Genomic DNA, 23,276 nt, shown 5'->3' with positions numbered 1-23,276 from the left:
GGTCAGATAAGAATGAAGATCAGCGCCAGACCGGCAAAGATCGCCCACTTTTCCAGGTAGTAGCGCGTGCGATTGCGCTTCTTGAGCTCTTTGCCACGCAGGCGAATCTTGTACAGACGGGTAAAGGCACGGTTGAGGCCGCCGGTCTTGTCACCCTCATCGTTGGGCGAACCTGCGGCCGCCATCACATTGCGGCTGAACCAGCGGTTGAACGCAGCTGCCCAGCGGTACTTCATCGGCCGTTCGATATCGCAGAACAGAATGATGCGGTTCTGTTGGGTGGTGTTTTCCGCGTAGTGAATGTAGGTCTCGTCGAACATCACCGGCTCGCCATCGCGCCAGTAATAGCTTTCGCCATCCACATTGATGTAGCAACCTGGATCGTTAGGGGTATCCAGCCCCAGGTGATAGCGGTACGAGCCCGCATACGGGTCACGGTGACGTACCAGCTTGGAGCCCGGTGGCAGCTCGGCGAACATGGCCGCCTTGATCGAGCCGATGCTTTGCACCAGCTCGGTGGTGCGTGGGCACAGCTTCATCGCCGAGGGGTGACTGTCGCCGTACCACTTGAGGTAGAACCGCTTCCAGCCGGTCTTGAAAAACGAGTTGAACCCTACGTCGTTGTATTGCTCCGAGCGTTTGATCTCACCCGCCCGCATCAGATTCTGGCCTTCTTCGCGGATCTCTTCCCAGTGCTCCTGCAATGGGCTCAGGTCTGGAAAGTCGCTGGGCGAGAGGTAGGGACGGCTGGGCTGCTTGGAGAACAGGTACAGGAAACAGTTGATCGGCGCCAGGAACGTCGAGTGATCGCTAAGCTGGCGGCCCAGCTTGTGTCGCACCCGACCGCGCAGGTGTACATACGCAATGGAAGCAACGTAGAGAGCAACAATGATGAGTTTCAAGGGATTCGTCACACGTCAGGGAGAGAACAGGCTGCTCCTGCGGGCCCACAACGGCCGAGGATGGATAAGCAGCACCTGAAATCACAATTCACATACAGGCGACACGGCCGGCGGATAACCGCCTGCGTGCGACCATTGGCAGTTATTTAGCCACACTTTGTAACCAAAGGTTAACTAAGAATTGTGAAAAGCTGTCTACTGAGTGTGCTGGGGGTAGGAGCAGGCAGGCCCTTGAGCCTGCCTGTTTGAGGGCGATGGAAGGGTTACAGCGGCGAGTCGTTACCCTCGCGGCGATCCCCTAATGCCGTATAGGGCACGGCCTGAGTGCGGCTGCGAACGAAGTAGCGGATCAGCGCAATCATCAGGCCCAGCAACAGGCCGCCAACAAGGCTCAACGCGATAACCAGCGGCTTTTTCGGCTTGATCGGCGACAGAGGCTCCTGGGCTCGACGGTCAATGGTCACCAGCTTGAGGTTGCTCATATCGATATTCAAACCACGCAACCTGGCGACTTCAGCGCGAAGCGGCTCGACGTCTTGCAAGAAGATGTCTTCATTGCCACGCTTGCGCAGCACCTCAACCTCGCGGTTGCTTTCCAGCAGTTGCAGCTCTTTGCCGATCTCGGCAATGCGCGGGTTGGTGAAATCGTCGCTGGTACGCTGCTGCAATGCAGCGCGTTCGGCTTCCAACGCCTCGGTCCCCATGAAATACAGCGGGATCTTCTGGTTGTTCACCTCGGTCCGCATGACCTGGCTCGAACCCGTGCGGGTGGAGTCGGCCATTGAGGACGGCGTTGTCGGTGTACGAATGCCCATGGACTTGGCAATGCTGATGGCTTCGGCCAACTCGGCGAGGCGGTTGGTGCGTTCCATCTTCATCTGCAGGCGCAGGGCGCTGAGTTCATCCTGCAGTTGGGCACGCTTGAGCCGGTCCGCTTCCAGCAGCTTGGCGATTTTCGATTCTTTATCGGTATCGTAGTTGGCGCGGGCGGCGTCGATCTTGCCCTTGAGCTCGCTCAAGCGGTTATTGACGATCACCTTGAGGTCGGCCCCCACTTGCTGGCGCTCGGCGGCAATGGCGTAGTCCACAAAACCGTTGAGGATCGCAACACCATCGACGTCGGTCGGGTATTGCAGTTCCAGACGGATATAGCTGCTCAACGAATCGGATTTCTTGGGGTCAGGCAAAATCAGATTGACCGAATTGCGGTTGAACGCCTCAAAGCTCTGCTCAAGGGTTTGCCCCGGTTTCTTGAACGCCTTGAACAACTCCTCATGATCCTTGAAGAACCCCAGGCGTGCATCATAAGAGTCCAACTGCGCGCCCACTTTGAGCAGCGCATCGGCAGGCGGCAACTTATACACTTCCGAACGGTTCAAGGCGTCTAGCTCGTTGATTGCAGCAGGCCGCAACACACTGCTGACTTCATAGGTCTTGGGTGCCAGGAAGGCATAACCTGCGCCTAATACCCCGGCCAGAAGCGTACACCCGATCACCAGCTTTTTTTGTCGCCAGATGGCGTGAAACAATTCAAATAAATCAATTTCATCAGACGCTGCGGAAGGCGGAAGCGGGGAAGTACGATTCAAAATAAGAACACCTTAAAATAATACTAAAAGGCCATCATTCTCAGAAGTCTAAAAGACTTCAAAAATCAGGGACAACGCCCTGGATACGGCAGACCAATGGCGATGTGACCACTCAGTCCCCTGAAATATCCCGCAAACTTAGGGATTATTTCGGTTTCATTTCGGTGAGTAAGCCAAATGACACAGCCATGTCAGACTGATCTGGTTGCAAGCGTAGTCAATACAACATGAAAAAGCTGTCAAATAGCTGTCTTATAAAGAAAAAAATTTCGCCTACAGGCGGAACAGTGTCAGCCTCAATACAATTGAACATTTTTTTGAACAGCAATAAGGAGTTTGCATGTCACCCCTTTCCGCTTCGGACTTTCGCGCACTGCAAGGCACTTGGGAACAAACAGCCCTTGAAGACAGTGGCGTGCTTAACCCCGTGGATGCCCACAGCGCGCCGGGAGCAACGACGACAATTGCGGGGGATCGCTTCGAAGTGACCACGGTCAATGGCAAAATATTATTGGCGGGGCGGTTCGTACTGGACGCCAGCACTACGCCCAAAAGCATCACCTGGACGGACGCCATCGGCGAAGATGCAGGCAAGCAACTCCCCGCCAGTTACCGGCTCGACGGCGATGATTTCGTATTTATCGCAGCGGATGAGGGCATGCCCAGGCCCACTGTATTCAGCACTGGCCCAGGGCAAACCATGCGCACCTTCGTACGGCGCTCTTGATCAAATGTGGGAGCTGGCTTGCCTGCGATAGCGGTGGGTCAGTCAACTAATCTGTCACTGATACACCGCTATCGCAGGCAAGCCAGCTCCCACAGGTTTGAACGCGGGGCGTCAGGCAGACAGGCGGTGGCTGGCAGGCCGTTAGGGGAGCAAGCTCCCTCGCCACAGGTGGACACATAAGCCGTGATTATCCGATTTGATCACGGCATTTTCACAAGGACTTCACTTTTCGACCTATAAGGTCAGGCCTACCTACTCCAGTGAATCACTTGGCCCGCCCTCTCCTCGCGGGCCTTTTTTTTGCGTGCGCAAACCTTGATCAGCCATCACGCCTGATCGCTGTCATGGTAAAGCACAGGGGCAGTTGCGCGGCCTGATGCTCATATTGATCGTAGAGTTCTTCCCGGTTTGAATGCGGGTATTCCTGCAAATGAGCGATCTGCAACCGCGCTGCGATAGCCCCGCTGACTACATTGCCCAGGGTATGTACATACCAATAGGAGGTCGGCCCGGGCCGCTCATCCTTCCCTTCATAGACAATTGCCTCCTGCAGCACAAAGGGTTCACGCTGGAAGTAAGAACTGGCAGGCAGCATAGGGTTGGCCCCACAGGGGTCAAACATCTCAAGAAAGGGATGGGTTTCGTACATGACCAACGTACCGCCGGGCTTCAGCACACTGGCAACCTGGCGCATGAACAACGCCACATCCGGCATCCAGCCCAGCACGCCGATGGTCACCAGGGCAATATCGAACCGTGCCTGCAAACGCTCGGGCAAATGGTGGATATCGGTCTCAATGAACTCAGGGCTGTGTGGCGAGGCCTCAGCCAACTCCCGCGCCTGTTCAAGAAACGCCCGGGATTGATCAACCCCCACCACCGAACGGGCGCCCAAGCCATACAACGAAAGGCTTTCGCGCCCGTTGTTGCAGCACAATTGCACCACGTCCTTGCCCACCACGCCTACCTCTTGCAGCAAGGTGGTGATGGTCGGGTCCAGGCAGGAAAAATCAGGCTCGGCTACCGAGTCCAGCAGTGCCGCCCAGGTCGCGGTGTCTTTATGCAACCCGGCGGATTCGTCCCAGGCATTTCTATTGCTGGCGATCGCCTCTTGCGCTGAGGGCATGTCCATTGCTTCTCCAGAAATTCATTCCAGTGGGCTTCGGAAAGTAAATTAAATGCGCGCAGGAGGAAACCCTGGCCCACCGCGAAACTTATCACCCAGCCCACCGGTCATTAACCCAACGCGTGTTCAGCCCCTGAACGCCGCTCTTGAAGGTCGCATCGTGGCCCGTCATTCAGACCTGCGCATCGCTTTATCCCTGGACAGCCTGAACTTCTTTCTCGCCGATGTACGCGACGGTCTCGGACCGTACCTGGCGATCTACCTGCTGGCCGTGCATCAATGGGAGCCGGCCAGCATTGGCGTGGTCATGACCCTCGCAGGCATCGCTGCCTTGCTGACCCAAGGCCCCGCGGGTGCGTTGATCGACCGCACTCGCAGCAAACGTGCGGTGGTCGCCCTGGCCGCGCTGTTGGTGACGGGCAGTTGCCTGATGCTGCCCTTCGTCAGTTCATTTGGCTGGGTGGCGCTGACCCAAGCTGCCAGCGCCGTAGCTGCCTCTGTCTTTGCCCCGGCAATTTCCGCCATTTCGCTGGGAATCACCGGGCCGCGTGCCTTCACCCGGCGTACCGGGCGCAACGAGACTTTCAACCATGCCGGCAATGCCGTGGCCGCATTGCTGGCCGGCGGGCTGGCCTACCTGTTCGGGCCGGTGGTGGTGTTCTACCTGATGGCGTTCATGGCCGTCGCCAGTGTCATTGCGGTCAGTTGCGTGCCGGCCAAGGCGATTGACCATGAGGTCGCCCGTGGTTTTGATCCGGCCCATCACGCCGACCACGAACAACCCTCGGGCCTGAAAGCGTTGCTGACCAACCAACCGCTACTCCTGTTCGCCATCTGCTGCGCACTGTTTCACTTGGCCAACGCCGCAATGCTGCCGCTGGTCAGCCAGAAACTGGCGCAGATCAATTTGCAGATGGCCACCCCGCTGACTTCAGCCTGCATCGTCGCCGCCCAATTGGTGATGGTGCCGATGGCCTGGCTGGTCGGGCTCAAGGCCGATGTCTGGGGACGCAAGCCGCTGTTGCTTGTAGGTTTCCTGATACTGCCGTTGCGTGGCGTGCTCTATACCTTATCCAGCGACCCCTACTGGCTGGTGGCGGTGCAGATGCTCGACGGTATCGGTGCCGGCATTTTCGGCGCCCTGTTCCCGGTGATCGTCAAAGACCTGACCCAAGGCACCGGGCGCTTCAACGTCAGCCTGGGCGCCCTCTCCACCGTATTTGGCCTCGGCGCGGCGCTCAGTAGCAGCCTGGCCGGTTTCGTGGTGCAGCAGGCTGGCTACAACGCGGCGTTCCTGACGTTGGCGGCAGTTGCAGCCGCTGCCTTGATGCTGTTGTGGCTGGCGATGCCGGAGACCTTGGCAAAACCATCCTTCGCTCGCCATACAACTGTCGCCTGACATATGCGACAATGCGCGCCAAATTCCAACACACATTCCAAATTTTGTGTTCAGCGACCGGGTTTCGCGCCTTGATGTCGCTGTTGACGCATGCCTGAAGGCACCTGCCGTCACGCTCGCAACCCATTGATAGGTAAAGTAATTGATCTCCACAGCTAACATCACCATGCAGTTCGGCGCCAAGCCGCTCTTCGAGAACGTCTCGGTCAAGTTCGGCGCCGGCAACCGCTATGGTTTGATCGGTGCCAACGGTTGCGGCAAGTCGACCTTCATGAAAATCCTCGGTGGCGACCTCGACCCGTCCGGCGGGCAGGTCATGCTCGAGCCGAATGTGCGCCTGGGTAAACTGCGCCAGGACCAGTTCGCCTACGAAGAATTCACCGTGCTCGACACCGTGATCATGGGCCACGAGGAGCTGTGGAAGGTCAAGGCCGAGCGCTACCGCATCTACTCGCTGCCGGAAATGAGCGAAGAAGATGGCATGGCCGTGGCCGAGCTGGAAACCGAGTTCGCCGAGATGGACGGCTACACCGCCGAATCCCGCGCCGGCGAGCTGCTGCTGGGCCTGGGTATTCCCCTGGAACAGCATTTCGGCCCGATGAGCGAAGTGTCCCCCGGCTGGAAGCTGCGCGTACTGCTGGCCCAGGCGCTGTTCTCCGACCCGGAAGTGCTGTTGCTCGACGAACCGACCAACCACTTGGACATCAACACTATCCGCTGGCTGGAAAACATCCTGACCCAGCGCTCCAGCCTGATGATCATCATCTCTCACGACCGTCACTTCCTGAACAGCGTGTGCACCCACATGGCTGACCTGGACTACGGCGAGCTGCGCCTGTTCCCGGGCAACTACGACGAGTACATGACCGTGGCGACCCAGTCCCGCGAGCAATTGCTGTCGGACAACGCCAAGAAGAAAGCGCAGATTTCCGAACTGCAATCCTTCGTCAGCCGCTTCTCGGCCAACGCCTCGAAAGCCAAGCAGGCGACCTCCCGTGCCAAGGCGATCGACAAGATCCAGCTGGCCGAAGTCAAGCCGTCGAGCCGTGTGAGCCCGTTCATCCGTTTCGAGCAGAACAAAAAGCTGCACCGCCAGGCGGTCATGGTCGAAAAAATGGCCAAAGGTTTCGACGGCAAGCCGTTGTTCAAGGACTTCAGCTTCCAGGTTGAAGCCGGCGAGCGCGTGGCGATCATCGGCCCCAACGGTATCGGCAAGACCACCCTGCTGCGCACCCTGGTCAACGAACTGACCCCGGACGCCGGCAGCATCAAGTGGACCGACGCCGCCGAGCTGGGCTACTACGCCCAGGACCACGCCCACGACTTCGAAGACGACGTGAGCCTGTTCGACTGGATGGGCCAATGGACCCAAGGCGAGCAAATGATTCGCGGCACCCTGGGCCGCATGTTGTTCTCCAACGACGAGATCCAGAAGTCGGTCAAAGTGATCTCCGGTGGTGAACAAGGTCGTATGCTGTTCGGCAAGCTGATCCTGCAAAAGCCGAACGTGTTGATCATGGACGAACCGACCAACCACCTGGACATGGAATCCATCGAAGCGCTGAACCTGGCGCTGGAGAACTACCCGGGCACGCTGATCTTCGTCAGCCACGACCGTGAGTTCGTATCGTCCCTGGCCACCCGCATTATCGAGTTGAGCCCTAGCGGCGTGATCGACTTCAGCGGCACCTATGACGACTACCTGCGTAGCCAGGGTGTGGTGTTCTAAGAGCAGCACTGAGCTGCAAGCTACAAGCTGCAAAAAAAGCCCTGTCCCTGTGACAGGGCTTTTTGCATCCGCACTGTGCCGGGCGCTGATTTTATGGGCCATGCATAACCAGTGTGGGAGCTGGCTTGCCCGCGATAGCGGTGGTTCAGTTAAAGATGCAGTGACTGACAGGCAGCCTTCGCGGGCAAGCCCGCTCCCACAGGGAATCGGTGCCAGGCGCTGATTTTATAGGCAATACATAACCCGTGTGGGAGCTGGCTTGCCTGCGATAGCGGTAGTTCAGCTACAGATTCAGTGACTGACACACCACCTTCGCGGGCAAGCGCGCTCCCCCAGGGGCCTTTGTAGGCGTCCCCTCGCTCCTACAGTCGTGCGGGATATGCCATGATGCTTCACCGCCCGCCAGCGATTGAGTATTCATGCCTGCCGCCCCCTCCTCCCTGTCGATCACCCTGCAGATCGTTTCCATCGTGTTCTACACCTTCATAGCCTTTATCTGCATCGGCCTGCCGATAGCGGTGATTCCAGGCTATGTGCACGAGCAACTGGGCTTCAGCGCCGTGGTGGCCGGGGTGACCATCGGTTCGCAGTACCTCGCCACGCTGCTCAGCCGCCCGATGGCCGGGCGAATGTCGGATAACGTCGGCACCAAACGCGCGATCGTGCTGGGCCTGGCCGGTATTCTGATCAGCGGTGTGCTGACCTTTATCGCCACGCTGCTGGACAGCCTGCCGAGCTTGAGCCTGGGTATTCTGATCGCCGGTCGCCTGTTGCTCGGGGTGGCCCAGGGCCTGATTGGCGTGGGGACCATCAGTTGGTGCATGGGCGCAGTGGGCGCCGAACACACCGCACGCTCGATTTCCTGGAATGGCATCGCCTCCTATGGCGCCATTGCCATTGGTGCGCCACTTGGCGTGGTGATGGTGGCTGATTATGGCTACGCCAGCCTCGGCCTTGCACTGGCGGTGCTGGCGGCGTTGGGCCTGGTGCTGATCCGTAATAAACCCTCGGTGCCGGTGGTACGCGGCGAACGGCTGCCGTTCTGGGCTGTGTTTGGACGTATCGCGCCGTTCGGCGCCAGCCTGTGCCTGGCCTCGATTGGCTACGGCACGCTGACGACCTTTATCACCCTGTATTACCTGAATCGTGGCTGGGCCGGTGCGGCGTATTGCCTGACGGTATTTGGTGTGTGCTTTATTCTCTCGCGCCTGGTGTTTATCTCAGCCATCAGCCGGTTTGGCGGGTTCACCGCCGCCATCGCCTGCATGCTCATTGAAACCCTGGGCCTGACGCTGTTGTGGCTGGCACCGTCTACCGGCGTGGCCTTGATCGGCGCCGGGTTGACCGGTTTTGGTTTATCGCTGGTTTACCCGGCGCTTGGCGTGGAAGCCATCAAGCAAGTGCCGGACAGCAGCCGCGGCGCGGGGCTGAGCGCATATGCGGTGTTTTTCGACCTGGCCCTGGCGATTGCCGGGCCGTTGATGGGCGCCGTGGCGTTGAATCTTGGCTACGGCTGGATATTCTTCTGCGCCGCGTTGCTGTCGGTCAGCGCGCTCGGCCTGACCGTACTGCTCAGGCGCCGCGCCTACTGATCAGCCGTCTGCAGGCCGGCACGCGTTGCCTCACCGAGGGTGCGACTGAAAAAGCGCCCGGCCTCGGAGACCATATCGCGGTGAATCCCTTCACGGTCGACACCATCGGCATCGGTGCAGATGCCTGGCATTGTCGCCAGCTGATCACTGTCGCACGGGGCCATGAATACAAAGTGCCCTGCCCCGGCCAACAGCTTGAAGTCCGGCGGCTCTGGCAGTTTGCGCGCCAGGGCGGCGGCGTTTTTGTCCACTGCCACCAACTGGTCGCCATCGCCACTGTAGAGCAGCACCGGCACATGCACATCCGCCAGAGTGTGGCGGCCGAACATCAAGCTCAGCGGCGCCATCAGCATCAAAGCATGGATACGCGGGTCAGCCTGGGGTTGCAAGTCGTCGCGATCGACCACCAACTCGCCCTTGGTGGTGCACGCGTCGCGGTCTTCGGGGCGCTCTTGGCAGTAGCGGCGCAGGCGTTCGAAATCCGGCTTGGCGCCCGCCAGGATCAATGCCGTTTCGCCACCGGCTGAATAACCGATGACGCCGATCTGATCGATATCCACAAAGGGCGACAGCATCGGCTCGGCCAAGGCGGCGGTGATCGCCTGGGAGATCTGGATCGGCCGCCCATACAAATTGCTCACGGTGCCCAGGCGGCTGTGGTCCTTGTAGTTGTCACCGGGATGCAGCACCGCCACCACCACAAACCCCTTGCGCGCCAAGGCGGTGGCCAGGTCATGCAGGGCCAGCGGCGTGCCGGTATTGCCGTGGGACAACATCAACATCGGAAAACGCCCGATCGCCACCTTGGCATCTTCGCTGGCCGCCACATGGTAGGCGCCCAGCGCGGTAGTGCGCTCGGCATCGGTAGAGGGATAGAAGGCGATGGCTTTCATCGGCTGCGCATCCAGCGGGTCGAGAAAACTCATGCGATGAAACCCCACACTCCAATGGGGGTGCGGTGCCGGTGCGGCGTGCACTGAAACCACGCCGCCCAACAGCGAAAGAACCAAAACAGCACAAAGACGCATCATGGGGATGTCCACCTTTGCTGCACAAGAACCGGCCTGTCGAATAAAAAGTCCAGGGTATCGAAGGGATGTGTGCATATCCTGGGCCACAACGAAAAAACTCCGTACTCCGCTCGCGTTCAGGCGATCAGAATACAGAGTTTAGGCGCTCGGTTTCAGAATGAAACCGAGGACAGGGCACATTTACATAAGCCTTACGCAGCGGCGAACAGTTGCTCGTTGATGCGCACGTTGGCGTCGCTCATGGCTTTGCTGCGAACTTCGTCACCGTAGGCCAGGCCTTCAGCGCGCACGATCTCGATGTCGGTGATGCCCAGGAAACCGAACAGCAGCTTCAAGTAGCCTTCGTGGGCAGCGCCCGAGGCCTGGTCGGCATGCAGGCCACCGGCGGTGGAAACAATAATGACTTTCTTGTTGCCGCACAGGCCTTCAGGGCCGGCTTCGGTGTAGCGGAAGGTCTGGCCGGCTACCGCGATGCGGTCGATCCAGGCTTTCAACTGGGTGGGGATGGTGAAATTGTACATCGGCGCACCGACGACCACGGCATCGGCGGCGAGGAACTCAGCCAGCGACGATGCACTCAGTTCAGCCTCGTGCTTTTGCGCCGCATCACGCAGTTCAGCGGCAGTGCCCAATGCGCCCAGGGTAGCGCCGGAGAAATGGTTGATGCCTTCGCTGGCGAGGTCACGGTAAGTCACTTCCACGCCCGGTTGGGCGGCTTGCCATGCCTTGACCACACCGGCGCTGAGCTGACGGGAGGCCGAGTTGTCGCCGAGGATGCTGGAATCGATGTGCAAGAGTTTCATGATGGATCTCCGAGGTGGGATCGACAGTGGCGATCAGATGGTAGTGATGCTACGCATGAAACCAATGGTCGATAAGCCACCTGAAATGCGATAGTTTGTCCCACTGACAGGACAATAGGCCCACCATGCAAGACCTCAACGACCTCTACTATTTCGCCAAAGTCGTCGAAGCCGGCGGTTTTGCTGCGGCTGGCCGGCTACTCGGGATTCCCAAATCCAGGCTGTCGCGGCGCATTGCCGAGCTGGAAGACCGCCTGGGTGCACGCCTGCTGCAACGCACCACCCGGCAACTGACGCTCACCGCCGTGGGCGAGCGCTACTTGCGCCACTGCCAAGCCATGCTGTTGGAGGCGGAAATGGCCGACGAGGCCGTAGCCAGCATGTCCAGCGAGCCGCGTGGGCGGCTGCGAGTCAGTTGCCCGGTGGGGCTGGCCCAGCAAATTCTGCCAGAGCTGGTAGCCGGTTTTCTGGCCGCGCACCCGTTGGTGCAGTTGGACATGACCCTGGTGAATCGCCGCGTCGACCTGGTAGCCGAAGGCATTGATGTAGCGCTGCGCGTACGCGAACTGGGCGACGAAGACCCGTTACTGGTCACCAAACGCCTGCGCCAGGCGCATACCGTGCTGGTGGCCAGCCCCGTTTTCATGCGTGAGCGGCGGGTCGAAACCCTGGAAGACCTCAAGCAGTTGCCAATCCTTGGCGCACTCGAGGCGGACCGAATGGTGCACCAACGCATCATCGACCCTCAGGGCAACATGCACGAGCTAGTGATGGAGGCGCGCCTGGGCATCGAAGACTTTATCGTGCGCAAGGCCAGCGCAATGATGGGCGTGGGCTTTACGGTGCTGCCAATGATGTACTGCGAAGAAGAACTGGCCAGCGGCCGCCTGGTGCAACTGCTGCCGCAATGGTCATTACCAGGCGGCTGGCTGCAAGCGGTCTACCCGCACCGGCGCGGCGTGCTGCCGGCCATCCGGGCCTGGATCGACTACCTGGAAGAAGGCTTCAAAGGCTGTGGAGATCGGCTGTTATGAGCATGACGGAAGAACAAGTCGCACGTTTTTGCCTGAGCCTGCCAGGCGCACGGGAAGACTATAAATGGGGCGGCGTGCGGGTGTTCTCGATTGCTGGCAACAAGATGTTCGCCTTGCAGAACCTGCGCGGTGAGTCGCTGGCCTTCAAGGTCGACAAAGAACTGTTCCTGGGTCACGTCGACCGCCCGGGCATTCACCCGGCGCCTTACCTGGCGAGGGCGCAGTGGGTCATCATGAACACGCCCTACCCTTTGGGCGCAGAGGAACTGCGTGGCTTGTTGCAGCGCTCCCACCAGTTGGTGGTGAGCAAGCTGCCCAAGCGCACACAGATTGGCTTGCGGCTAGAGGATTGACAGCAAGGTGCCGCCAAGAAACAGCTGGTCCAGCCAGAACACCTGGTGCAACAGCACAATCACCCAGAACAGCACCTGGTAAGACACTTTGCGCGTCTTGTGCCGGAACACCTGCTGGGCGATCAACGCCCCCGGCCAACCGCCCGCCAGCTCCACCGCATGCAGGATGTTTTCCGGGGTGCGCCAGCCTTCGGTCTGCGCCTTGCGCTTGTCGCTCCAATAAAGAAAGAACGCCACCACGCTGACCACGCCGTAGGCCATCAACGGAATCGCCGTTTCGCCGCGATACCACAGCAAGGCCGAGCCCAGCAGCGGCGCGGCACACAGCAGTACAAAGATCAGCGCCTTCAGGCGTGGGTGCTGGATAGTCATGGCTTGACCGCAGTCCAGTCGATCCAGCCGAACTGCCAGGTCGCCAGGATGACCAGGCCAAAGGCAATCCGGTACCAGGCAAACACCGCGTAGCTGTGGCTGGCGATGAATTTGAGCAACCCCTTGACCGCAATCATCGCGAAGATGAACGAGGTGACAAAACCAATGGCGAACACTGGAAAATCCGCCGGCTGGAACAGATCGCGGTACTTGTAACCCGAGTACACCGCCGCCCCAACCATGGTCGGCATGGCCAGGAAGAATGAAAATTCGGTGGCCGTCTTGCGCGACAGGCCGAACAACAGGCCGCCGATGATCGTTGCACCGGAGCGCGAAGTGCCCGGGATCATCGCCAGGCACTGGGCCAGGCCGACCTTGAGGGCGTCTTTCCAGGTGATGTCGTCGACGGTTTCAGCCCGCACTGCATGTTGGCGGCGCTCGGCCCACAACATGATCACGCCACCCACTACCAGGGCAGTCGCTACAGTGATCGGGTTAAACAGGTAGTGCTTGATCAGGTCGGCAAAAATCACCCCCAATACCACCGCCGGCAACACGGCGATGATCAGGTTGACGGTAAAGCGCCGGGCCTTGGGCTGGGTCGGCAGGCCGATGACCACGTCAAAGATCTTGCGCCGAAACTCCCAGACTACCGCCAGGATCGCGCCCAGCTGGATGATGATGTTGAAGGCTTCGAAACGCTCGCCGCCAAAATTGATCAGGTCGGCGACGATGATCTGGTGGCCAGTACTGGAGATCGGCAAGAACTCCGTAAGCCCCTCGACGATGCCGAGAATCAATGCCTGTATGGCGGTCCAAAAATCCATGCTGTCTCCAAAGGTCATGCGCGTGGCATGCCTCTTAGTCTTTTTTAAGTTCACTGACGACGAGCGCACACAAGCGCCCGCAGTTGATTCTCAACGCCGGTCTGCAAAAATTCCGTGAAAAATCAGGCAGTACTCAGGTTTTTCGATTCCGGGCCGAAAGCCTATCAGACACGCCGGAAATCTCGAAGCAGCACCACAATTATAAAGAGCAGGGAGTGACAGGACGATGAACAGTTTGCGCAGCATGTCGATCAGCCGCCGCCTTTGGCTGATCCTGATAGTCGCCGTGTTGATGCTGCTGGCCTTGGGGCTGTTAATGCTCAACCAGATCCACGGCGACCTCTACCAGGCCAAGCGCCAGCAAACCCAGCACGTGGTGCAGACCGCCAGTGGCGTACTCAGCTATTACCAGAGCCTGGAAAAAACCGGCGTACTGACCCGCGACGCCGCGCAACAACAGGCCCTGAGCGCGGTGCGCGGGCTGCGTTATGACCACGATGACTACTTCTGGATCAACGACCTCACCCCCGTGATGATCATGCACGCGGCCAACCCCAAGCTCGACGGCCAGAACCTTTCGGCGATTCGCGACCCGGACGGTTTCGCCGTGTTCAACGAATTCGTGAACCTGGCCAAGGCCAAGGGCGCCGGCATCGTCAACTACCGCTGGCCGAAGCCCGGCGCCGAAGCGCCGGTAGAGAAAACCTCGTACATCCAACTGTTCGAACCCTGGGGCTGGATTATCGGCTCCGGGGTCTACGTGGACGATGTGCAGGCCGAATTCAGGGGCCAGGTGTGGAAAGCCTCGGCCATTGGCCTGGGCATTGCGCTGATGATGGCCGTGCTGGTGGTGCTGATTGCCCGCAGCATCGTGCAGCCGTTGCAGGCCGCGGTGAATGCCATGGGCAATATTGCCAGTGGCGAAAGTGACCTGACCCACAGCCTCGATACCCACGGCCGTGACGAATTGACGCAACTGGCCCAGCACTTCAATAGCTTCACCGCCAAGCTGCGCCAGGTGGTCGGCCAGTTGCAGGTGTGCGCGAACGCGCTGGGCCAGTCGTCCAGCGAGCTGGGCCACAACGCCAGCCAGGCCCACGACCGCAGCCAGCAGCAGTCCCAGCAGATGGAACTGGTGGCCACCGCCATCAACGAAGTCACCTACGGCGTGCAGGACGTAGCGAAGAATGCCGAGCACGCCGCCAGCGAAATGCGCGATGCACAGGCCCAGGCACAGCAGGGCCAGGTCAATATCGACGGCAGCTTGCAGCAGATCGACCAGCTCTCCACCACTATCAGCCAGGCCGTGGAGGTGATCCGCACGCTCTCCAGCGAGAGCACGCAGATCGGCGGGGTACTGGAGGTGATCCGCTCCATCGCCGACCAGACCAACCTGCTCGCCCTCAACGCCGCCATCGAAGCCGCCCGTGCGGGCGAGCAAGGCCGCGGGTTTGCGGTGGTCGCCGATGAGGTGCGCCTGCTGGCCCAGCGCACGCAGAAATCCACCGCCGAGATCCAGGTGATGATCGAGCGCCTGCAAGGCCACTCCGAAGCGGCGGTCAAGGTCATCAGCGACAGCCACAGCGCCTCGCAACTGACCATTGAACAAGCCGGCCAGGCGGGCGCAAGCCTCACCGCCATCGGCCAGGCGCTGCACAACCTCAACGGCCTGAACGCCTCGATTGCCAGCGCCACCCTGCAGCAGGCCCATGTGGTGGAAGACATCAACCAGAACGTCACCCAAGCGGCCGGGCTGTCCCACAGCACCGCGCTGGCAGCGGAGCAATCGAGCGTGGCGAGTGCACAGTTGCGTGGCTTGAGTGAACAGCTTGATGGGCTTTTGCGTCAGTTCAAGGTTTGACATCCCTCAGCGGTGGGAGGGCTGCCCTCTCCCACCGTCTAGCGGCCTCACATCCCCAGCCACTGCGGCAGCGCGAGGGAAATGAACGGCAGGTAGGTGACCATGATCAGGAACACCAACAGAATCATCAGCCACGGCATCGCGGCGCGAATGGTCTGCCCTAGAGTCAGCCCCGTCACCGCCGAGGTCACGAACAGGTTCAGCCCCACCGGCGGGTGCACCAGGCCGATTTCCATGTTCACCACCATCACAATCCCCAGATGAATCGGGTCAATCCCGAGCTTCATCGCAATCGGGAAAAAGATCGGCGCCAGGATCAGCACAATGGCCGAAGGCTCCATAAAGCTGCCGGCAATCAGCAGCACCACGTTGACCATGATCAAAAAGCCAATCGGCGTCAGCCCTTCCGAGATTACCCACGCGGTAATTTGCTGGGGGATCTGTTCGGTGGTCAGCACGTGGGCAAACAGCATGGCGTTGGCGATGATGAACATCAGCATGATCGACAAGCGCCCCGACTCCAGCAGCACCTTGGGGCAGTCGCGCAGCTTCATGTCCTTGTAGACGAACAGCGCGACGAATGCTGAATACACGGCTGCCACTGCCGCCGCTTCGGTCGGGGTGAACATGCCGCTGTAAATGCCGCCGAGGATGATCACCAGCAGCAACAGCCCCCAGAACGCTCGGCGTGCACAACTCAGCCACTCACGGAATGTCGCCCGGGGTTGCGCCGGCAGCTTCTTGATACGGGCGACGATGTAGATCGCGACCATCAACATCAGGCCCAGCAGCAAGCCCGGAATCACCCCGGCCATGAACAATTTGCCTACTGAGGTTTCGGTCGCCGCCGAATACACCACCATCACGATCGACGGCGGAATCAGAATGCCCAAGGTCCCGGCGTTGCAGATGATGCCCGCCCCAAACTCCTTGGGGTAACCGGAACGCACCATGCCCGCCACGGCAATCGAACCCACCGCTGCCACCGTGGCCGGTGACGACCCGGACAGCGCTGCAAATAGCATGCACGCCAGCACCGCCGCAATCGCCAGGCCACCGCGGATATGCCCGACACAGGCGTTGGCAAAGTCGATCAGCCGCTGGGCCACGCCGCCGGTGGTCATGAAGGCACCGGACAACAGGAAAAACGGAATCGCCAGGAAGGTGTAGGCATCGCTGGTTTCAAACAGTTTGATCGCCAGGGAACTCACAGAGTCCTGGCTGAACATCAGGATCGACACCGCACCGGACAACCCCAGGGCAATCGCAATTGGCACGCCCAGAAACATGAACACGAACAACAGGAGAAACAGACAGAGCACGGCCATCAGTGACGCTCCTCATGGCTGCCGGCCAACTTGCTGGCCTCGCCGGCCTCGTCGGCCAGGCCCAACCCGACCTGGCGGTGGGTAAAGATGCGGTAGAAAATTTCCAGGTAGCGGATCAAGACCAAGGCAAAGCCAATGGGCACGATCACCACGATGTCGCCGACATCGATGCCGAACTGGTCGAGGTCTTCGGCGCCGATATGCGCGGTCATCACCGCACTCACCCACTTGTAGCTGGCCACCATGAACAGCCCGGCATAGGCCAGGCAGCACAGGCAGGCGAGCATGCCGAGCAGGCGTTGCACCGGGCGCCGGGTCAGCCGCACCAGCGCGTCCACGCCCAGGTGGCCAGCGGTGCGCACGCCGTAGGAAATGCCGAAGAAAATCAACCAGCCGAACATGGCCTTGGTCAGCGCCACACTCCAGGTCATCTCTTGGGCCCAGGCCATGGTGCCGTCGCCCAGGGCATTGAAGAAGGCGCTGCTCCAGGCCCATTTGTCGGCCAGGGCAAAAAACAGGGTGTAGACGTTGTTGAGCATGACGTAGACGAATGTCACCAGGGTCATGGCGGCCAGCAGGAAAGCAATGAAGCCTTCCTCCAGGTGCTCCCAGACGCGCCTTAGCGTTTGCATGGCAAAACCTCACGAGGCAGAGATAGGTAAAAACCAGGTCAACCTGTAGATCGTTCCCACGCTCCGCGTGGTAATGCCGCCCCGGACGTTCCACGTCCTGTATCACGCCGTGCGTAAGGCGACGCGGAGCGTCACGGGATGCATTACCACGCGGAGCGTGGGAACGATCAGTCGCGGGCAAGCCCGCTCCCACAGAGGTTTACTGGTTTGAAGCGTCCGCCGCCTTGATCAGGTCAGCCCCAATCTCGCCCTCGAACTTCTGCCACACCGGGCGCATGGCTTCGCGCCACAGCGCACGTTGCTCGGGGGTCAGTTCGATGATTTCGCTGGTCTTGGCGTCGACGATCTTCTGCTTGGCCGACTGGTTCAGCGCTTCGGCCTGCTTGTTCACCTCCACGGTGACCTCGGCCATGATCTGCTCCAGGGTGCTGCGCACATCCGGCGCCAGGCCATTCCAGAACTTCGCGTTGGTGATCACCATGTAGTCGATCAGGCCATGGTTGGACTCGGTGAAGTACTTCTGCACTTCATTGACCTTCTGGCTTTCATAGTTCGACCAGGTGTTCTCGGTGCCATTCACGGTACCGGTCTGCAGGCCCTGGTAAACCTCGGCAAAGCTCATCTTGCGCGGGTTGGCGCGGATCGCCTTGAACTGTTCTTCGAGCACACTGGAAGCCTGCACGCGGAACTTCAGGCCACGGGCGTCCTTGGGTTCATGCAGGGCCTTGTTGGCGGAGAGTTGCTTGAGGCCGTTGTGCCAATAGGCCAGGCCGAGGATGTTCTTATCCTGCATCGAGGTCAGCAGTTGCTTGCCCTGAGCGGCCTGGAAACGGTCGACGGCGGCCAGGTCGTTGAACAGGAACGGCAGGTCGTAGATCTGCACTTGCTTGGTGTAGTGCTCGAATTTGGCCAGGGACGGCGCCAGCATTTGCACGTCACCCAACAGCAATGCTTCCATTTCCTTGCCATCGCCAAACAGCGACGAGTTCGGGTACACCTCGACCTTGACCTTGCCGGGCAGGCGCTCTTCAGCAAGTTTTTTGAACAGCAGCGCGCCCTGGCCTTTGGGGGTGTTTTCGGCCACCACATGGGCGAACTTGATCACAATCGGGTCTGCCGCCTGGGCCAGGCCAGCGGTAAACAAGGTGGCGGCGCACAGCAGCGCCCGGGAAAGCTTGAGCATGGGAATCACCTTCTTATTGTTGTGTTTAAGGCAAGGTGCCTGATGTAACGCGTGTCGTGAATTTCGAATTTTAGATACCTGCGTTCGGCCTGGCCGAACGCGCCCAGTGTGGGAGCTGGCTTGCCTGCGATAGCGGTGTGTCAGGCAACACAGACATTGACTGTTCTACCGCTATCGCAGGCAAGCCAGCTCCCACACTTTGTTCCCGGTTTTGTCAGTTACAGTTGCGCGGCCAGCAGCCGTTGCGCGCGCAGCAGTACCGGCGCATCCACCATCTGCCCATCAATCTGATAAGCCCCTGCCCCATCAGCACCCGCCTCCACCACCCGCCTGGCCCAGGCCAGCTCTTCAGCGCTCGGCGCCAGCGCGGCATGGATCACCGCGACTTGCTTGGGGTGAATGCACAATGCCCCGGCAAAGCCCATTTCATAAGCGTGCCGGATCGAGCGGTGCAGGCCTTCGGGGTCGTCGATGGCCGGGTGCACGCCGTCCAGCGGCGCCGCCAGGCCCGCGGCGCGCGAATGCACGATCAACGCCAGGCGCGCCTGGTCGAGGGCCAATTCGGCGGCACGGGAGTGACTGCTCAGGTTCAGGTCCAGCGCCAGGTCCAAGCCACCGAACGACAGGCGCTCTACCTGGGGCGCCTGGGCAATCTGCGCCAGTGCCAGCAAACCGCGTGCGCTTTCGATAATCGGCCAGATAGCCTTGCCGGTAGCGGCCACCACAGCCACCTGGGCCGCGCTTTCGACCTTGGGCAGCAATACCCCGGCGACATTTGCATGGGCCTTGCAGAAGGCCACGTCCTCAAAATGTTCGGCATGTTGCGGCGCGTTGATGCGCACCCACACCTGGGCCTCGGGATGGGCGCACAGGAATGCCCCCAGATTATCCCGGGCCTGACGCTTGAGCGGTTCTTCCACCGCGTCTTCAAAATCCACAATAACTGCGTCGGCGCCGCTGGCCAGGGCCTTGGCAAACCGCTCCGGGCGGCTGCCCGGCACAAACAGCGCAGAACGTACTAAAGGCTTTGGCATCACTTGATTCCTGATTAGATAACGCCGCGCTCGCGCAGGCTGTTAATGGCCTCAACGGAGTAACCCAGCTGATCGAGGATGCCTTGGCTGTGTTGCCCCAGCGCTGGCACGCCGTCCATGCGCGGGGTAAACGCGGCGTTACGGGCCGGTGGCAGCAGCGACGGCAACGGCCCCGCCGGGCTGTCGACGTCGCGCCAGCTGTCGCGGGCCTTGAGTTGCGGGTGGTCCCACACGCCTTGCATATCGTTGACCCGGGCGCTGGCAATTTGCGCGTCTTCCAGGCGCTGGATCACCGCCTCGACGCCCAGTTGGGCAAAGCGCTCCACGATGATCTGGCGCAGCACCTCGCGGTTGGCCGAGCGCTTGAAATTGGCGCTGAAGCGTTCGTCCATGGCCAGCGCCGGGGTGAGCAGCACTTTGTCGCAGAACGCCGCCCATTCGCGCTCGTTCTGCAAGCCAAGCATCACGGTGCCGCCGCCCCCGGTGGGAAACGGCCCGTAGGGGTAAATCGTCGAATGCGCGGCACCCGCACGCGGTGGCGGCGCCGCGCCGTCGAAGGCGTAATACATCGGGTAGCCCATCCACTCCACCAGGCTTTCGAGCATGCTTACATCGATGCGGCTGCCCTGGCCGGTTTTGCCGCGTAGCAGCAGCGCCGACAGAATGCCGCTGTAGGCGTACATGCCGGCGGAGATATCCGCGATGGAGCAACCGGCCTTGGCCATCTGTTCTTCTTCTGGGCCTCCGGTCACCGAGAGGAAGCCGCCCTCGCTCTGGATCAGCAGGTCGTAGGCTTTCTTTTTCTCGTAGGGCCCGCCTTCGCCATAGCCGGAAATATCGCAGACGATCAGGCGTGGAAAACGCACGTGCAGCGCCTCGAACGATAAGCCCATGCGCGCCGCCGCGCCGGGGGCAAGGTTCTGCACCAGCACATCGGCATCGGCCAAAAGCGCATCCAGAATGGCGCCCGCCTCGTCCTGCTTGAGGTCCAGGGTCAGGCTTTCCTTGGAGCGGTTGGTCCAGACGAAATGTGACGCCAGGCCACGCACCCGCTCGTCATAGCCACGGGCGAAATCGCCGGTGCCGGGGCGCTCTACCTTGATGACCCGGGCACCGAGGTCGGCCAGTTGGCGCGTACAGAACGGCGCGGCAATCGCGTGTTCCAGGCTGACGACGGTGATGCCGTCCAGCGGTCGTTGTTCAGTCATGACAAATCCCTCAAAGCCAATGGGCCATGGACGCGGTAGTTCGCAGGTTCCACACCTGCTCGATCAGGCGGTTGGCCTGGGCCGGGGTGCGGGCGCCGCTGAAGTCGGCCAGGCGCTGGAACTTGTCCGCCAGCTCGGCACGGCTCAGGGTGTTGCCCGGGTCGCCCTTGGGTTCATCAATGGCACCGTGCAGCGTGCGGCCATCGGTGGTGGTGACGGTGACGCGGCCCAGCCAGCGTTGCGGGTAGGCGTTGTCGACTTCGGGGTCCAGGCTCATGCAGACCTTGTCGCGAAACGCCGCGACCGCAGGATCGGTCAACGCCAGCTCATGGAATTCAGGCAAACCGGCTTTGCCATGCACAGCGATCAGCCCAAGCACCGTGCCCATGGAAAATTTGGCCTGGTGCACGGTGGCCGGCACCGTCACTCGGCCGAGTACGTCAATGGCGCCTTGGTGCACGTGGGTTTGCACCTGGGAGATCTGCGCAGCGCTCAGGCCTTCACGCTGCATCACGTCCAGCAGCGCATCGGCAGCAGGATGGGTGTGGCGACAGGAGGCGTGGAATTTGAACGAGGTTTCCACCAGCGCCCAACGGCTGCCCAGCTCGGAAGACAATTTGCCCGGTTGGGCATCACTGGACATACCGGCCGCCAAACCTTGCTCACCTTCAAGGATATTGCGCGCGCCGGTCAGCCCATCGGCCGTAAGGTAAGCCGCCAGCAAGCCGTCCGCCGCCGCCTTGGCCGTGTGCAGTTGCTTGGAGTCCGCGGCATCGCGCAGAAACTCCCACAGCCCGGCAGCCTGGGTGCCGGCGCTGCCGAGCAGGTTGATGAATTGTTCTTCGTTGAAGTCGAGCAACTTGCCCACCGCGACCGCCGCCGCCAGGGTGCCGACCGTGGCCGTGGTGTGGAAGATGCGGTAGTGGGAGCGGCCCATGAACTCACCGATGCGAATCCCGGCCTCATAGCCGGCTACAGAAGCCAGCAACAGCTCACGGCCAGACTTGCCGAGGTCCTGGGCAGCCGCCAATGCAGCGGGAAACACCACGGTGGCCGGGTGCAGCACGGAGCTGTTGTGCAGGTCATCCTGCTCCACCAGATGTGAGGAAGCGGCGTTGACCAGTGCGGCAAAATACGCGCTGGTGCCGGTGCCGTTGACGATCACCTGGGCCGGGCCGCTGCTCGGGCCCATCTTCTGCGCGTAGCGTTCAAACAGCGGGATCGGGTGCGCGCCTTGGCTGGCCAAGGCGGACGCGAGCCAATCCAGGTACAGTTCTTCGGTGCGCGCCAGCACGGGCTCGGGCAATTGTGAGTACGTCAGCTCGGCCAGGAATCGGCACAGGGCTTGGGTAGGGCTCATGCTCAGGCCCTCAGAAGCTGCGTGGCAGTTCGAGCAAATGCTCGGCCACGTAGGACAGGATCAGGTTGGTGGAGATCGGCGCCACCTGGTACAGGCGGGTCTCGCGGAATTTGCGCTCCACGTCGTACTCGCAGGCAAAGCCGAAGCCGCCGTGGGTTTGCAGGCAGGCATTGGCCGCTTCCCAGGACGCCTTGGCCGCCAGGTACTTGGCCATGTTGGCACTGGCCCCGGCGTTCTTGCCGCTGTCGTATTCCTCGCAGGCACGCCAGCGCATCAGGTCGGCCGCTTCGATCTCGATATGCGCCTCGGCAATCGGGAACTGCACGCCCTGGTTTTGCCCGATGGGCCGGCCAAACACCACACGGTCGCGGGCATAGGCGCTGGCCTTTTCGATGAACCAGCGGCCGTCACCGATGCACTCGGCGGCAATCAGCGTGCGCTCGGCATTCAGGCCATCAAGGATGTATTTGAAGCCCTTGCCCTCCTCGCCAATCAGGCTGTCCAGGGGCAGCTCCAGGTTGTCGAAGAACAGCTCGTTGGTCTCATGGTTGACCATATTGGCGATGGGCTGCACGGTCAGGCCGTTGCCGATGGCCTGGCGCAGGTCCACCAGGAAGATCGACATGCCTTCGGATTTTTTCTTTACGTCGGCCAAGGGCGTGGTGCGTGCCAGCAGAATCATCAGGTCGGAATGCTGTACCCGTGAGATCCAGACTTTCTGGCCGTTGATCACGTACTTGTCGCCGCGCTTGATCGCCGTGGTCTTGATCTTGGTGGTGTCGGTGCCGGTAGTGGGTTCGGTGACGGCCATCGACTGCAAGCGCAATTCACCGCTGGCCAGCTTGGGCAGGTAGTAGCGTTTTTGCGCCTCGCTGCCATGACGCAGCAGGGTGAACATGTTGTACATCTGGCCGTGCACGGTGCCCGAGTTGCCGCCGCAGCGGTTGACTTCCTCAAGGATCACCGAGGCTTCGGCCAGGCCCAGGCCGGAACCGCCGTATTCCTCGGGGATCATTGCCGACAGCCAGCCAGCATCGGTCAGGGCCTTGACGAAGGCTTCGGGGAAGCCTTTTTCTTCATCGATCTTGCGCCAGTAAGCGGCATCGAACTCGGCGCACAAGGCGCGCACGCCGTCGCGGATCGCATTGAGTTCTTCGTTGTCATGGGCATTCATCTACGGCTCTCC

The 23,276-nt window shown here is 60.7% G+C and carries 21 protein-coding genes; 7 read left to right on the top strand and 14 right to left on the bottom strand.

The genetic code is table 11. The annotated features are described in order from the left end of the window. Positions 1 to 2: 2 nt before the first annotated feature. Together lpxO and AB9N64_RS02540 are read right to left on the bottom strand one after the other, a co-directional pair. Complete coding sequence (gene lpxO, locus AB9N64_RS02545; protein WP_014718362.1) at positions 3 to 902, bottom strand: lipid A hydroxylase LpxO; 900 nt, start codon at positions 900 to 902, stop codon at positions 3 to 5. A gap of 263 nt (positions 903 to 1,165) precedes the next feature. After that, positions 1,166 to 2,491 carry a Wzz/FepE/Etk N-terminal domain-containing protein gene (locus AB9N64_RS02540; RefSeq protein WP_014718361.1) on the bottom strand — a complete coding sequence of 442 codons (1,326 nt, stop codon included), beginning with the start codon at positions 2,489 to 2,491 and terminating at the stop codon, positions 1,166 to 1,168. A 340-nt stretch (positions 2,492 to 2,831) separates the two neighbouring features. On the opposite strand from AB9N64_RS02540, the gene AB9N64_RS02535 reads away from it, so the two are divergent. Continuing rightward, on the top strand, positions 2,832 to 3,218 hold the full coding sequence (locus AB9N64_RS02535; protein ID WP_130174954.1) for a TIGR03067 domain-containing protein: 387 nt from the start codon (positions 2,832 to 2,834) through the stop codon (positions 3,216 to 3,218). A 319-nt stretch (positions 3,219 to 3,537) separates the two neighbouring features. Here the strand turns inward: AB9N64_RS02535 and AB9N64_RS02530 are convergent, their stop codons facing one another. Next, positions 3,538 to 4,350: a bifunctional 2-polyprenyl-6-hydroxyphenol methylase/3-demethylubiquinol 3-O-methyltransferase UbiG gene (locus tag AB9N64_RS02530; RefSeq protein ID WP_014718359.1), complete on the bottom strand. Its 813-nt coding sequence runs from the start codon at positions 4,348 to 4,350 to the stop codon at positions 3,538 to 3,540. 154 nt (positions 4,351 to 4,504) lie between these two features. Here AB9N64_RS02530 and AB9N64_RS02525 point away from each other — a divergent pair, with 154 nt between their 5' ends. The 3 genes from AB9N64_RS02525 (at position 4,505) to AB9N64_RS02515 (ending at position 9,064) form a co-directional block, all read left to right on the top strand. Next, positions 4,505 to 5,743 (top strand): MFS transporter, encoded by a 1,239-nt coding sequence (locus tag AB9N64_RS02525; RefSeq protein ID WP_371359940.1) that lies wholly within the window; start codon positions 4,505 to 4,507, stop codon positions 5,741 to 5,743. 142 nt (positions 5,744 to 5,885) lie between these two features. Beyond that, on the top strand, positions 5,886 to 7,472 hold the full coding sequence (locus AB9N64_RS02520) for an ABC-F family ATPase (protein ID WP_371359939.1): 1,587 nt from the start codon (positions 5,886 to 5,888) through the stop codon (positions 7,470 to 7,472). Between the two features lie 419 nt (positions 7,473 to 7,891). Further along, entirely contained in the window at positions 7,892 to 9,064 is a 1,173-nt protein-coding gene (locus tag AB9N64_RS02515; RefSeq protein WP_019820141.1) for an MFS transporter, read from the top strand. On the opposite strand, the gene AB9N64_RS02510 is transcribed toward AB9N64_RS02515, so the two are convergent. Then, the gene (locus AB9N64_RS02510) at positions 9,058 to 10,095 is read right to left on the bottom strand and encodes a dienelactone hydrolase (protein ID WP_032874017.1); all 1,038 of its coding nucleotides are present in this window, start codon (positions 10,093 to 10,095) and stop codon (positions 9,058 to 9,060) included. The two genes, AB9N64_RS02515 and AB9N64_RS02510, sit on opposite strands and share 7 nt — an antisense overlap. A 191-nt stretch (positions 10,096 to 10,286) precedes the next feature. Beyond that, positions 10,287 to 10,898: an FMN-dependent NADH-azoreductase gene (locus AB9N64_RS02505; protein WP_003191051.1), complete on the bottom strand. Its 612-nt coding sequence runs from the start codon at positions 10,896 to 10,898 to the stop codon at positions 10,287 to 10,289. 125 nt (positions 10,899 to 11,023) lie between these two features. On the opposite strand from AB9N64_RS02505, the gene AB9N64_RS02500 reads away from it, so the two are divergent. Together AB9N64_RS02500 and AB9N64_RS02495 are read left to right on the top strand one after the other, a co-directional pair. Continuing rightward, a complete protein-coding gene (locus tag AB9N64_RS02500) occupies positions 11,024 to 11,932 on the top strand; it encodes a LysR substrate-binding domain-containing protein (RefSeq protein WP_014718355.1) in 909 nt (302 codons plus the stop codon). Then, positions 11,929 to 12,285, top strand: coding sequence for an MmcQ/YjbR family DNA-binding protein (locus tag AB9N64_RS02495; protein WP_034127343.1), 357 nt, complete (start codon positions 11,929 to 11,931; stop codon positions 12,283 to 12,285). The genes AB9N64_RS02500 and AB9N64_RS02495 overlap by 4 nt, the downstream gene beginning before the upstream one ends. Here the strand turns inward: AB9N64_RS02495 and AB9N64_RS02490 are convergent. After that, positions 12,274 to 12,657, bottom strand: a complete 384-nt coding sequence (locus AB9N64_RS02490) for a DUF1294 domain-containing protein (RefSeq protein WP_014718353.1) — start codon at positions 12,655 to 12,657, stop codon at positions 12,274 to 12,276. The genes AB9N64_RS02495 and AB9N64_RS02490 overlap by 12 nt on opposite strands. Then, entirely contained in the window at positions 12,654 to 13,484 is an 831-nt protein-coding gene (locus tag AB9N64_RS02485) for an undecaprenyl-diphosphate phosphatase (protein WP_014718352.1), read from the bottom strand. The genes AB9N64_RS02490 and AB9N64_RS02485 overlap by 4 nt, the downstream gene beginning before the upstream one ends. A gap of 226 nt (positions 13,485 to 13,710) precedes the next feature. On the opposite strand from AB9N64_RS02485, the gene AB9N64_RS02480 reads away from it, so the two are divergent. Beyond that, complete coding sequence (locus AB9N64_RS02480; protein WP_058410366.1) at positions 13,711 to 15,345, top strand: methyl-accepting chemotaxis protein; 1,635 nt, start codon at positions 13,711 to 13,713, stop codon at positions 15,343 to 15,345. Between the two features lie 47 nt (positions 15,346 to 15,392). On the opposite strand, the gene dctM is transcribed toward AB9N64_RS02480, so the two are convergent. The 7 genes from dctM to AB9N64_RS02445 all read right to left on the bottom strand — a co-directional run bounded on the left by dctM (position 15,393) and on the right by AB9N64_RS02445 (position 23,264). Continuing rightward, positions 15,393 to 16,673 (bottom strand): C4-dicarboxylate TRAP transporter large permease protein DctM, encoded by a 1,281-nt coding sequence (gene dctM, locus AB9N64_RS02475; protein WP_014718351.1) that lies wholly within the window; start codon positions 16,671 to 16,673, stop codon positions 15,393 to 15,395. Further along, positions 16,673 to 17,305: a TRAP transporter small permease gene (locus tag AB9N64_RS02470; RefSeq protein WP_019820154.1), complete on the bottom strand. Its 633-nt coding sequence runs from the start codon at positions 17,303 to 17,305 to the stop codon at positions 16,673 to 16,675. The genes dctM and AB9N64_RS02470 overlap by 1 nt, the downstream gene beginning before the upstream one ends. A 199-nt stretch (positions 17,306 to 17,504) precedes the next feature. Then, a complete protein-coding gene (dctP, locus tag AB9N64_RS02465; protein WP_014718349.1) occupies positions 17,505 to 18,488 on the bottom strand; it encodes a C4-dicarboxylate TRAP substrate-binding protein DctP in 984 nt (327 codons plus the stop codon). Between the two features lie 218 nt (positions 18,489 to 18,706). Then, positions 18,707 to 19,522 (bottom strand): CoA ester lyase, encoded by an 816-nt coding sequence (locus AB9N64_RS02460; protein WP_014718348.1) that lies wholly within the window; start codon positions 19,520 to 19,522, stop codon positions 18,707 to 18,709. A 14-nt stretch (positions 19,523 to 19,536) separates the two neighbouring features. Continuing rightward, positions 19,537 to 20,730 carry a CaiB/BaiF CoA-transferase family protein gene (locus AB9N64_RS02455; RefSeq protein WP_073453285.1) on the bottom strand — a complete coding sequence of 398 codons (1,194 nt, stop codon included), beginning with the start codon at positions 20,728 to 20,730 and terminating at the stop codon, positions 19,537 to 19,539. A gap of 10 nt (positions 20,731 to 20,740) precedes the next feature. Next, on the bottom strand, positions 20,741 to 22,090 hold the full coding sequence (locus tag AB9N64_RS02450; protein ID WP_371359938.1) for an MmgE/PrpD family protein: 1,350 nt from the start codon (positions 22,088 to 22,090) through the stop codon (positions 20,741 to 20,743). Positions 22,091 to 22,100: 10 nt separating this feature from the next. Continuing rightward, positions 22,101 to 23,264 carry an acyl-CoA dehydrogenase family protein gene (locus tag AB9N64_RS02445; protein ID WP_038450022.1) on the bottom strand — a complete coding sequence of 388 codons (1,164 nt, stop codon included), beginning with the start codon at positions 23,262 to 23,264 and terminating at the stop codon, positions 22,101 to 22,103. Positions 23,265 to 23,276: the final 12 nt, after the last annotated feature.

The sequence above is a fragment of the Pseudomonas sp. KT_2_4 genome (assembly GCF_041410225.1).
GTDB classification, from domain to species: Bacteria; Pseudomonadota; Gammaproteobacteria; order Pseudomonadales; family Pseudomonadaceae; genus Aquipseudomonas; species Aquipseudomonas paracarnis.
This window is presented reverse-complemented; position numbering and strand designations above follow the sequence as displayed.

What these genes read in the sequence shown, in the direction of transcription:
- AB9N64_RS02535 (WP_130174954.1), top strand. Translation starts at nt 2,832, where the DNA reads ATGTCACCCCTTTCCGCTTCGGACTTTCGCGCACTGCAAGGCACTTGG.
- AB9N64_RS02530 (WP_014718359.1), bottom strand. Translation starts at nt 4,350, where the DNA reads ATGGACATGCCCTCAGCGCAAGAGGCGATCGCCAGCAATAGAAATGCC.
- AB9N64_RS02515 (WP_019820141.1), top strand. Translation starts at nt 7,892, where the DNA reads ATGCCTGCCGCCCCCTCCTCCCTGTCGATCACCCTGCAGATCGTTTCC.
- AB9N64_RS02510 (WP_032874017.1), bottom strand. Translation starts at nt 10,095, where the DNA reads ATGATGCGTCTTTGTGCTGTTTTGGTTCTTTCGCTGTTGGGCGGCGTG.
- AB9N64_RS02505 (WP_003191051.1), bottom strand. Translation starts at nt 10,898, where the DNA reads ATGAAACTCTTGCACATCGATTCCAGCATCCTCGGCGACAACTCGGCC.
- AB9N64_RS02500 (WP_014718355.1), top strand. Translation starts at nt 11,024, where the DNA reads ATGCAAGACCTCAACGACCTCTACTATTTCGCCAAAGTCGTCGAAGCC.
- AB9N64_RS02495 (WP_034127343.1), top strand. Translation starts at nt 11,929, where the DNA reads ATGAGCATGACGGAAGAACAAGTCGCACGTTTTTGCCTGAGCCTGCCA.
- AB9N64_RS02490 (WP_014718353.1), bottom strand. Translation starts at nt 12,657, where the DNA reads ATGACTATCCAGCACCCACGCCTGAAGGCGCTGATCTTTGTACTGCTG.
- AB9N64_RS02485 (WP_014718352.1), bottom strand. Translation starts at nt 13,484, where the DNA reads ATGGATTTTTGGACCGCCATACAGGCATTGATTCTCGGCATCGTCGAG.
- AB9N64_RS02480 (WP_058410366.1), top strand. Translation starts at nt 13,711, where the DNA reads ATGAACAGTTTGCGCAGCATGTCGATCAGCCGCCGCCTTTGGCTGATC.
- dctM (WP_014718351.1), bottom strand. Translation starts at nt 16,673, where the DNA reads ATGGCCGTGCTCTGTCTGTTTCTCCTGTTGTTCGTGTTCATGTTTCTG.
- AB9N64_RS02470 (WP_019820154.1), bottom strand. Translation starts at nt 17,305, where the DNA reads ATGCAAACGCTAAGGCGCGTCTGGGAGCACCTGGAGGAAGGCTTCATT.
- dctP (WP_014718349.1), bottom strand. Translation starts at nt 18,488, where the DNA reads ATGCTCAAGCTTTCCCGGGCGCTGCTGTGCGCCGCCACCTTGTTTACC.
- AB9N64_RS02460 (WP_014718348.1), bottom strand. Translation starts at nt 19,522, where the DNA reads ATGCCAAAGCCTTTAGTACGTTCTGCGCTGTTTGTGCCGGGCAGCCGC.
- AB9N64_RS02455 (WP_073453285.1), bottom strand. Translation starts at nt 20,730, where the DNA reads ATGACTGAACAACGACCGCTGGACGGCATCACCGTCGTCAGCCTGGAA.
- AB9N64_RS02450 (WP_371359938.1), bottom strand. Translation starts at nt 22,090, where the DNA reads ATGAGCCCTACCCAAGCCCTGTGCCGATTCCTGGCCGAGCTGACGTAC.
- AB9N64_RS02445 (WP_038450022.1), bottom strand. Translation starts at nt 23,264, where the DNA reads ATGAATGCCCATGACAACGAAGAACTCAATGCGATCCGCGACGGCGTG.